This window comes from Azospirillum sp. TSH20, from assembly GCF_003115935.1.
Classification (GTDB): domain Bacteria; phylum Pseudomonadota; class Alphaproteobacteria; order Azospirillales; family Azospirillaceae; genus Azospirillum.
In genome coordinates, this window is sequence record NZ_LGQU01000173.1 from 26,465 (window position 1) to 36,708 (window position 10,244).

The 10,244-nt window shown below is 64.6% G+C and carries 6 protein-coding genes; 5 read left to right on the forward strand and 1 reads right to left on the reverse strand.

Annotated features, from left to right (window positions below; translation table 11 throughout):
- Window positions 1-13: 13 nt before the first annotated feature.
- The 5 genes from TSH20_RS32950 to TSH20_RS36005 all read left to right on the forward strand — a co-directional run bounded on the left by TSH20_RS32950 (window position 14) and on the right by TSH20_RS36005 (window position 4,460).
- Entirely contained in the window at window positions 14-1,171 is a 1,158-nt protein-coding gene (locus TSH20_RS32950) for an SDR family oxidoreductase (RefSeq protein WP_109157538.1), read from the forward strand.
- Window positions 1,172-1,206: 35 nt separating this feature from the next.
- A complete protein-coding gene (locus tag TSH20_RS32955; protein ID WP_109157539.1) occupies window positions 1,207-1,620 on the forward strand; it encodes an SET domain-containing protein in 414 nt (137 codons plus the stop codon).
- The gene (locus TSH20_RS32960; RefSeq protein ID WP_199232142.1) at window positions 1,617-2,366 is read left to right on the forward strand and encodes a hypothetical protein; all 750 of its coding nucleotides are present in this window, start codon (window positions 1,617-1,619) and stop codon (window positions 2,364-2,366) included. Before TSH20_RS32955 ends, TSH20_RS32960 begins: the two co-directional genes overlap by 4 nt.
- Before the next feature lie 62 nt (window positions 2,367-2,428).
- On the forward strand, window positions 2,429-3,613 hold the full coding sequence (locus TSH20_RS32965) for a porin (protein ID WP_247871672.1): 1,185 nt from the start codon (window positions 2,429-2,431) through the stop codon (window positions 3,611-3,613).
- Between the two features lie 553 nt (window positions 3,614-4,166).
- Window positions 4,167-4,460 carry a hypothetical protein gene (locus TSH20_RS36005; RefSeq protein ID WP_247871673.1) on the forward strand — a complete coding sequence of 98 codons (294 nt, stop codon included), beginning with the start codon at window positions 4,167-4,169 and terminating at the stop codon, window positions 4,458-4,460.
- Window positions 4,461-5,156: 696 nt separating this feature from the next.
- On the opposite strand, the gene TSH20_RS32975 is transcribed toward TSH20_RS36005, so the two are convergent.
- Window positions 5,157-9,791 carry a chemotaxis protein CheB gene (locus tag TSH20_RS32975; protein WP_109157541.1) on the reverse strand — a complete coding sequence of 1,545 codons (4,635 nt, stop codon included), beginning with the start codon at window positions 9,789-9,791 and terminating at the stop codon, window positions 5,157-5,159.
- Window positions 9,792-10,244 lie beyond the last annotated feature (453 nt).

Sequence of the window (10,244 nt, forward strand, 5' to 3'; positions counted from 1 at the left end):
ACAGAGGCACACCATGATCCTTCTCACCGGCGGTACCGGCTTCCTCGGCGGCTCCTTCTACCTCGACGCCGTGCGGAACGGGACCGCGGCGGACTGCCTTCTGCTGATCCGCGGCGCCGACGAAGCCGCCTGCCGCGCCCGCCTCGCCGCCAACCTTGCGCGCTGCGTCGACAGCGCCACGGCCGAGGCCTATGCCGGCCTGTGCCAGATCCTGCCGGGCGACCTGCAATCGCTGGCGACCAGCGCCGACCCGCGGCTGGACGCGGTGACCCACATCGTCCACGTCGCCGCCGACACCTCCTTCGACAGCCGCCATTCGGTCTGGCAGATCAATGTCGACGGCACGCTGGCGCTGGCCGCCCGTGCCCGCCGGATGAAGCATCTCCAGCGCTTCCTGCACATTGGCACCGCCTTCTGCTGCGGCGAGACGCCGTGGCTGGAAATGGTGAGCGAGGCTCCGGCCCCCGGCCATGACACGCCACACATCGTTGAATACACCCGCAGCAAGGCGGCGGCCGAGCGCGCTCTCGCCGCCGGCTTCCCCGACCTGCCGATCGTCGTCTGCCGCCCGTCGATCGTCGTCGGCCACACCCAACTGGGCGTGCGCCCCAGCGCCAGCATCTTCTGGTTCTTCCGTCTGGTCGACCGGACCGGAATCCTGCCCTGCTCGCCCGACGGCTTCATCGACATCGTGCCGGTGGACTGGGCCTCGGCCCGGCTGCACGACCTGCTGCGCAAGCCTGACCTGAAGCACAACCTCTACCATATCTCCGCTGGCATCGGCAGCCGGACCACCTGGGTCGATTTCGAAGCGGCCTTCACCAGCCACGGCCATGAGGGCACCCGCCCCTACAGCTTCTTCGACCCGAAGGGTCCGGAAGGCTGGAAGCCCTTCGACCGCGCCTATCGCCTCGCCTTCCCGCAGCGCGACATCCTGCACCGGACGATGGCCGCCGGCGGACGCAAGTACCACCGCTTCACCGCACAGGACATCGCCTTCGACAACAGCCGCCTGCTGGCTGAAGGCTTCGCGCCGCCGCCGCGCTTCGCCGACTACATCGGCGTCTGCCTGCAGCAGCCGCGCACGACCATCGAGGAGCAGTTCGTCGACGACGCCGCCAGCTTCGAGTTCGACGAATCGCTGGCTCCCGCCGCCACCGCTGCCGCCTGACGCATCACTGGGTCGCCGGGAACAAAAGAAACGCCATGCCGCTCCTCATCCCCACCCGCCTCGCAGCCAGCCCGATCCACGGGCTGGGTCTCTTCGCCGAGGAGTCGGTCGCGGCCGGCACCCCGGTGTGGCGGTTCGATGCCCGCATCGACCGCCTCTTCGCCCCCGACGACGCCCTGCTGGACGAGTTCCCGCAGGTCGCCCGGCTGGCCGATTTCCATGGCTGCGTGATCGACGGGGTCGGCGTCCTCCTGCCAGGGGACGACGCCCGCTTCCTCAACCACGACGACGAACCGTCCATCGGCCGGGCCGACCCCGGCGACTGGCGGATGTTCGTCGCCCGCCGCGCCATCGCCGCGGGTGAGGAGATCACTTGCAACTACGAGGACATCTGCGCCGATGTCCGCGACGCCGGTGCCGCCAGCTACCTGTCCGGAGGAGCGGCATGACGCCGCGCGCGTCCCAACACCCCCTGCGGACCAGCATCGTCGAACCCGCCGCCCTGACGCCTGAGCGGCGGGCGGTGATGTTCGCTCTGCTCAGCGTCTGGTTCGAGGGCTACGGCGAGGACTATTTCAACGAGGAACTGGGTGACCTCGACCACTGTGTCCTTCAGGAAGATCCGGAGACCGGCGAACTGGTCGGCTTCGCCACGGTCTACCGCCAGGAGGTCGACATCGCCGGCACCGCCGTCGGCGCCTTCCACACCGCCCACTGCATCCTGGAACGCCGCTTCTGGGGATCGAACGGGCTGGTGCGCGCAATGGTTTCCGAAATGATCGACCGGGCACGCGCCGACCGGTCGGGACGGCTTTGGTACTGGAGTTACAGCGCGGTCGGCTACCGCTCCTACCGTTACATGCCGATGCTGTTCATCCGCCACACACCCAATGCCGACCAGACACTCGATGGAATGGACCGGGCCCTTCGCGACCACATCGGCCGCGAATGCTTCGCCCATTACTACGATGCCGAGACAGGCACCATCGACTGGAAATGGCAGGGCTACGGCCTGACGGAGGAGGCCCGCGCCATCAGCGAGGCCAAGCTTGACAGCCCGGCGGTCGCCCAATTCCGCCGCCTCAACCCGCGCTGGGCCGAAAGCGTGGAGATCCTCTGCCTCGCCCGCCTGACCGACGACAACCTTACCTCCTTCGGCCGACGCTGGTTTCCGGCAGCCCAGCCCGCCGCCTGACGCCCGCTGTCCCATTCAACGCCACCCATCCAACGCCGCCCATTCCTGGAATGACCATCCCCATGCGCCCGATGCCCTCCTTCTCCATCCTTCGCACCGCAGCCCTGGCCGGTACCGCCGTCGTTGCGCTCCAGGCAGCACCGGCCCTTGCCGAGGCCGAATTCAGTCTGACCATCGGCGGCGATGCCTATTTCCAGGGCGCCTATGTCAGCCAGAAGCAGGACGACGGGCTGCGATCGACCGAGTTCGCCAACCGTCTGCGCCTGACCGTCACCCCGTCCGCCACCGCCGACAACGGGTTGACATACGGCGCCCGGCTGCGCCTAGTCTCGGGCAACGGCGATCCGTCGGTGTCGAGCCGGACGGTGGAGAATGACCGCGCCTATCTGTACGCCAACGGCGCCTTCGGCACGGTGCAGGCCGGCGTGATCAACGGGCTGTCGGACGAATATGGCATCATCGGCCCCAACACCGAAGGCATCGCCGGCAGCCCAGACAGCAACGGCCTGCTGTTCCTCTACGGCTCATCCACCTATGCCGCCCTGCCGCTGGCCGCGACCAGCCTGCGCACGCTGGTGTCCTACGATACTGGGACCAAGTTCATCTACATCAGCCCCAGCTTCGGCGGTTTGCAGGCCGCAGTGTCCTACACCCCACGGACCGGCGATTCCAACACTTCGGTCAACCGCCGCAAGGTCGATGCCCTGGGCGATGCGCTCGCCTTCCGTGACGTGGTGGAAGCCGGGGCCGCCTTCCAGAGCGCGTTCGGTGACGTGACGGTGGAGGCCAGCGCTTTCTACCAGACCGGCAAGGCGGTACGGCAGAGCGACGGCATCGTCAGCCAGTCCTTCGAGGATCTGAATTCCATCCATGTCGGCGCCAATGTTGGCTACGGGCCGGCGAAGGTCGGCGTCAGCTACGCCTACAGCGGCGACAGCGGCTATGCCAAGGGCATCGCGCAGTCGCGCGACCAGCAGAACCTGATCGTCGGCGCCCAGTATATCAGCGGCCCGCTGCTGTTCGCCGCCAACTACATGCGCGCGCTGGGCAACGACGTGGCGACCATGACGACGCCCGCCAAGGCTGACATCTGGCAGGGCGGCGTCACCTGGACCGTGGCCCCCGGACTGACCACCGGGGTGGAGTATGACTATGTCCGCTCGACACTGTCGGGCGGTGCGGCAAACGGCGGCGATCTGACGGACCGGGCCCACATCCTGATGCTGGACACCCGACTGGCATTCTAGAGGCGGATTGACCGGCATCTGAATCGAGGGATTCCCACGAGCGGTCATTTGTGATTCAAGCTTCGGACTGGTTGAAGGAGGCCGGTCTGAATGTCGAAAGCCCTGTCTGTCGATCTTCGACGGCGTGTGGTGGAGGCGGTTGCGGCTGGAGCGTCTTGCCGGGCAGCCGCGGCGCGCTTCGAGGTTGGGGTTTCCTCGGCGATCCGCTGGCTTGCCCGTGCACGAACACGCGGCGACCTGAGCCCGGACAAGCGCGGTGGCAATGTCCGCTCGCATCGGTTCGACGAGCATCGGAACCTCATCCTTGGCTCGATCGGGGAGAAGCCCGATCTGACCTTGGCAGAGGTGGCCGAGCGCCTGGACGAGACGGTGGGGTATCGGCCACTGCCCAGCATCGTGTGCCGGTTCTTCCAACGTCACGGCGTGACGCGGAAAAAAGACAGCGCACGCTGCCGAACAAGATCGAGCGGATGCGCGCACCGCCGAGAAGCCCGACGCCGACCTGCCGGCGGTCCTGCTGCACCCCCAGCTGTCGGACCTCTACCGCCGCAAGGTGGAAGCGCTGGAAGCTGCTCTTACTGGCGGCGAGTACAACGCCGACGCGATGGAGATGGTGCGGATCATGATCGACCGCGTCGTCCTGACGCCCTCCCCCGCCGGCGCGGGGTTGGATGCCGACCTGCACGGCGAGCTGGCCGGCGTGCTGGTGGTCTGCGAGGGCGCCGCCCGGATGGGCAAGACCCAAACGCACAAACACCCCGGCTCTTTCGATCCGGGGCGTTCAGTGATTTTGGTTGCGGGGGCGCGAAGCCACCGAGAATTGACTCTGCCGCCGGTAGATGTTTAATGCCGTCAGTCGAGCGATGCATCGCCTATAAATTTTGAAGACGACCGCTGAGCTGTCCCCGATATTCAGGTCAGCTCAGTCGATTATGCTGCGCCCGTACGGCCGCCAAGTCCTCCGAAGCCCGGACGCGAAGCCTTCCAGCGACGTTCCGGCGGGCGGCAGCCAGCCAGTCATCGAGGGACCGGCGCTCAGCGTGTCCAGGGACGTCCTGCGCCGGCTCGTAGGCTACAAGTCGCACATCAACATCGACAGCCGGGTGTGGGCGGACAGCGCCTACCGTTCAGAAGCCAACAAAGCGGCTATCGCGGAGGCGGGACGCCGCAGCACGGTGCATTTCCGAAAAGCCGAAGGGGCGGCCGACACCGGGGCTGCACCATCGGCCTCGCTCGCGCAATGGTGGAGTTCTGGATCGCCAACCTCGCGTACAATTTCCGACGTCTGATCTGGCTTGAGAAGCGAACTACGCACGTATATCACCGATAGCGCCGCATATTTCCGCCATTTTTTGGGCTAAATCGGGATTTCAGTCTCCAAAGAACGCTTCTTTTCCACGAGCGCGGGTCTTTCGCTGCCCTCAACGCGCGTGCAGAGGTGGTTTATCGAGGTGTTCAGTTGGCAGGGTTCCAGATCTGGACGGATGAGGTGGAACCCTGAGTTGCTTGACCAGCCTTGGCAGAGGATCCGGGTAGAGGATCATCAGGCGGTTCCCGACTCCACGGACCGGTCCGTCAGGGCGTGTCGTATGGCAGTCAGCAAAGGCTCCGGGCTCAGTGGCTTGTGCAGCAACAGGAAGCCGCTGGCGCTCGCCTCCCGGATGCGCGCGGGCGAGGTGTCTCCGGTCAGAAGGATTCCGGGCAGCCGGGCGGCGAAATGCCGCTCCAGCCGGCGGATTGCCGCCGATCCGGTTTCTGTGCCCTTCAGCCGGAAATCGGCGATGACCAAATCCGGTACCCCGTTCCCCAACCGCTCCACCGCCGTGTCGCCATCGGATGCAGCCACCACATCGTAGCCCAATTCATGGAGGAAGGCGGCGACCCCGTCGAGAACGGTCGGATCGTCGTCGATCACCACCACCCGCTCGCCGTTGCCGCCGTCGGATACGGCTATCTCCTCGTCCTTCGGAAGGGAAGCGTCCGGACTGGCCAACGGAACCAGGATTTCGAACACCGATCCCCGCCCTGGCGCCGATTTGACCCGTATCGGGTGATGGAGCAGCGCGGCGAGGCGATCCACGATGGAGAGTCCCAGCCCCAGCCCCTGCCGCCGGTCACGCTCCGGATTGTCGACCTGATGGAACTCCTCGAAGATCGACGCCAACTGGTTCGGCGGAATGCCGCGTCCGGTGTCCCAAACCTGGATGCGCAGGTTCGGCCCGGCACGGCGGCAACCCACCAGGATACGACCCTGGTCGGTGTATTTGATCGCGTTGGCAATGAAGTTCCGCAGGATGCGCTCCAGCAGCTTGGGATCGCTCCGCACCGACAGGCTGGTCCGAACGCTGTGCAATGTCAGTTCGGCAGCCTCGGCCAACGGCGATAACTCGGCGCACAGCGAATCGATCACCGTCTGGACCGGACATGACCGGAGCGTCACATGGATGATGCCGGCGTCGAGGCGCGACACATCCAGGATGTCGTCGAGCATGGCGGTCATGGCGCCCAGTGCGTTGCCCATGCTGACCAGCAGCTTTGCCGCCGCCTCGCCCTGCGGTTGCATCGCCACCAGATGATGGAACATCAGCAGGGCCTGGACCGGTTGACGCAGGTCGTGGCTGGCAGCGGCAAGAAATCGGGTTTTGCTGGCGCTTGCCAGTTCGGCGGCAGCCTTGGCGGCGGCGAGGGCTTCTCGCACGCGCACCTGCTCTGTGACGTCTTCCATCGCCAACAGGATCAGCCCTCCCGCCTGATTGAGCCGGCGGGCGTTCAGCAGCAGGGTGCGGCGTCCCTCGGCGCCTTGGTCGCCGACACCCTGACCGATGGTCAGTTCCAGCGCATCGATGACCGTGCCATCGGGTACGATCCGTTCCAGTGCCCGGCGCAGTTCGGGATCGGCCAGCAGACCGCCGGCCGTCTCGGCCAGTTGAATGCCGAGCACGCCGTCCGGCGTGGTGGCGAAGGATTGGTGAAAGGCCGCACTCGCGCCGACCACCCGCAGCATCTCGTCCAGCACCAGCAGCGGTTCGCGGACCGTGTCGACGATGGCCTGGGCGAAATCGCGCTCAGCCCGCGCCGTGCGCAGCACCCCCGCCCGTTCGATGACCAGCCCCAGCACGCTGGCGATGGCCTGGACGAATTCCAGGTCGGCATCGTTGAACCGTCCGGCCTTGCGGCTCAGAACCGCGAGAATAAATGGTCCGCGTGCGGCGGCGCCGAAGGGAACCGACAGACCGCTGACGAAGTTGCTGCCCGACAGCGCCATGGAGGAGCGGACACGTTGATCGGTGGCAAAATCCTCGACGATCGACGGCTGCCGGGACCGGAACACCCGTCCGACCAGTGTCGACATGTCGCTGGGGATCTGGACGGCAGGCTCCTGTGGAACGGAGAGGCCGGCACTGCCGAGCAGGACCAGATCGTCAGCGTCCCCGGTGCGCCGGCCCGATGGATCCTCGCTGGGACCGAGGATGGCGACGCCGTCCGCACCCAGCCCTTCGGCAATCAGACGGGCCGCTTCCGTCAGTGTCTCCGAGCCCTCCGCTCCGATGAGGTCCTTGCGCCCGAGATCGGCGATCAGCTTGTACTGGCGGGCCTGCAGAGCCATGGCCAGGCTGGTGCGCTTCAGCGGCGTCACGTCGCTGAAGGTGATCACGACCCCCTCCCCCCGGCCTTGCTGCGTCCGGTAGGGCTGGATGCGGCGAAGGAAGGTCGCATCGTCGTCCGTCGACACTTCGCGTTCCGACGGCATCAGGGATGACAGCACCGACCGGATGTCGGGGAGCAGGCAAGGATCGGAGAAATGTCGGGCGATGTCGGTGATCAGGCGGCCGGCGTCCTGCGGCAGCAGAGCGAACAGCCGGGTCGCCGACGGCGTGAAACGCTTGATCCGCAGGTCTGACGACAGGAAGACCGTGGCGATGTCGGTGCTGCTCAGCAGATTGCCCAGATCGTTGGTGGTCGCCTCCAGCTCGTCGACCTTTTCATGCAGCTGGGAGTTCAGCGTGCTGAGTTCCTCGTTGAGGGATTGCAGCTCTTCCTTGGATGTCTCCAGTTCCTCCGTGGTCGACTGGGACTCCTCCCCGATCGACAGGATCTCCTCGTTGGCGACCCGCAGCGCCTCGCTGGTGGCGCTGAGTTCTTCGATGGTGTCGTTCAACTCCTCACGGGTCATGCGCAGTTCGTTTTCGAGCTGTTCGACTCCGTCAATTTCCATCGGCAGCGGCGCGGTCTCGGCGACCGGCGTGCTTGGTACAGCGTGGTCCGCCGTGAATGTCACCAGAAGCAAGTCGCTGCCGGTCCGTGGGAAACGCACCGGGATGACCAGAACGGTCACCGGCACCACAACACCGTGACGCTTGTGCCGAATTCCGGAGATTTGAACCCGGCCATGCACGGCGAGCGCCTGTGCGACGGCGCGGCGGAGTTGCAGGCGCAATTCCCCGCGTGCCATCGCCGTCAGATCCCAGGGCGGTTCTCCCGTCGGCAGGTCGAGGAAATCGCCGGTCGGACCGAAGAGATACTGGATGCGATGCAGCCCGTCGATCAGAACTGCCGCCGGCGCGTATTCAAGCAGCAGGGCCTGTCGGATGATGTCCGCCGGGCTGGTGCCGCGCAAAGGGGTTGGCAGTGCCGGTACCGGGACCGCAGACCGTCCGCCCGTCAGCGGGACCGCCATCGCACTGCTGCGCGTCGTACCGATCTTCCGGTAGAGGCGCCATTTTTTTGAAAGAGGTGCGAACAGGTCGGAGAGCGTGTCAAGGTTCTCCGCTGTCCCGAGGAACAGGCCGCCATTATCCAACAAGGCGAAATGGAACAGGGCGAAGATGGCCTTCTGTACGTCCGGCTCGATATAGATCAGCATGTTGCGGCAACTGATCAGGTCGAGCTTGGAAAAAGGCGGATCGCTGAGCAGATCGTGCTGGGAGAAGGAAACCACATCGCGCAATGGCTTGGCGACCTTGTAGCCGTCCTCGGCCTTGGTGAAGAAGCGGGCGAGCCGTTCGACCGACACGTCGACCGTGATGGTTTCGGGATACAGACCGGTGCGGGCGACGGTCAGCGCCCGATTGTCCACATCGGTTGCGAAGACCCGGAAGCCGGGGGATACGCCGCACCGTGTGCAGGCCTCCATCAACAGGATTGCGATGGAGTAAGCCTCTTCCCCCGTGGCGCAGGCTGGGACCCAGACGCGGATCGGCTTGCCCGCCGGCTGGTTCCGCACCAGCGGGACGATGTATTCTCCGGCCAGGATGTCGAACGCCGGACCATCGCGGAAAAAGCGCGTCACGCTGATCAGGATGTCGCGGGACAGCAGTTCGATTTCGGCCGGGTGGGTGCCCAGAAAGGCCCGGTATTCCGTCATATCGGCGATATGGTGGATCCCCATCCGCCGCTCGATGCGGCGGGTCAGCGACCGCGGCTTGTAAGCCTTGTGATCGCGCTTGGTGTGTGCACTCAGCAGATCGAGGATGCCGTCCAGTGCGCCGTCCGGCGCATCAGTCTTCTGAACCGTTGCCGGCCCGATATAGGGTTGGTGAACGAAATCGACGATGGCGCCAGGCATGCGCTCCGGCGGCAGGATATAGTCGGCCATGCCGGTGGCGATGGCGCTGCCCGGCATGTCGTCGAAGTCGGCGGTCGTCGGATCCTGTACGACCACAAGTCCACCGCATTCCTTGATCGAACGCAGTCCATTGGTGCCGTCGGCGCCGGTACCGGACAGCACGACGCAGATCGCCTTCTCCTGCTGGTCGGTCGCCAGTGTGCGGAAGAAGATGTCGATGGGCAGGGTCGCGTCGACAGACTGCTGCGATTCTCGGATGCGCAGTTGGCCGGCCTCCATGGTCGGCAACCGACCCGCCGGAGCGATATAGATGTGATCGGCCTCCAGCGGAATCCCGTCATGAGCCGTATGGACCGACAGCACCGTCACATTTTTCAACAGGTCTGCAAGCAATCGTTCATTGTTCGGAATCCGGTGCTGAATCACCACAAAGGTCAAGCCGCTGTCAGCCGGTATCGCTCTGAGCAGGGCCGTGATGGCTTTGAGGCCACCTGCCGAGGCACCGATACCGACGATCGCCAAAGGGCCGGGCCGTATGCGCTGCTGTTCATCCTGATCCATACGGGGAATGTCCTGACAATGACGATCCGTGCCTTCATCCGCCGACATCATGATCGCCTCCTCCCAATACGATGATCCCAGCCAGCGAAACTTTTAGCCAAGCCTCGCCCCGCCGGGTTTCATGGAAGGAGAGCATGGAGTTAACGCACAGATACTAAACAATTAGAGCACTGATGAATTTATGCATGATCTCAAATAGACAAGAAATTAAAACAATTGCACCAACAAATCCGCGGTAGTTTCAGGCCCATCGAACAATAACCATAAAGCTAGTGCGCAAGTTGCAATATGTCAATCAATAATTAATATAACTTCAATATTTTTGATCGGCGTTGAATTATGCAAAGATATATGTGTTATCCTGCACAGAAACGCTACTCGGAACGGGAAAAATATTGACTGCGCATCGACGCAATCTGTGCATCGGCGTGGAACAGTAGGCCAGTTTCGGGGGTGATCGGCGTCCAAAACCCAGCCACCTCCTGATCTGGCAGACTTCCACCC

Bases quoted from the DNA above. Each gene is read 5' to 3' on its own strand.
- TSH20_RS32950 (WP_109157538.1), top strand. From the start codon at position 14: ATGATCCTTCTCACCGGCGGTACCGGCTTCCTCGGCGGCTCCTTCTAC.
- TSH20_RS32955 (WP_109157539.1), top strand. From the start codon at position 1,207: ATGCCGCTCCTCATCCCCACCCGCCTCGCAGCCAGCCCGATCCACGGG.
- TSH20_RS32960 (WP_199232142.1), top strand. From the start codon at position 1,617: ATGACGCCGCGCGCGTCCCAACACCCCCTGCGGACCAGCATCGTCGAA.
- TSH20_RS32965 (WP_247871672.1), top strand. From the start codon at position 2,429: ATGCGCCCGATGCCCTCCTTCTCCATCCTTCGCACCGCAGCCCTGGCC.
- TSH20_RS32975 (WP_109157541.1), bottom strand. From the start codon at position 9,791: ATGATGTCGGCGGATGAAGGCACGGATCGTCATTGTCAGGACATTCCC.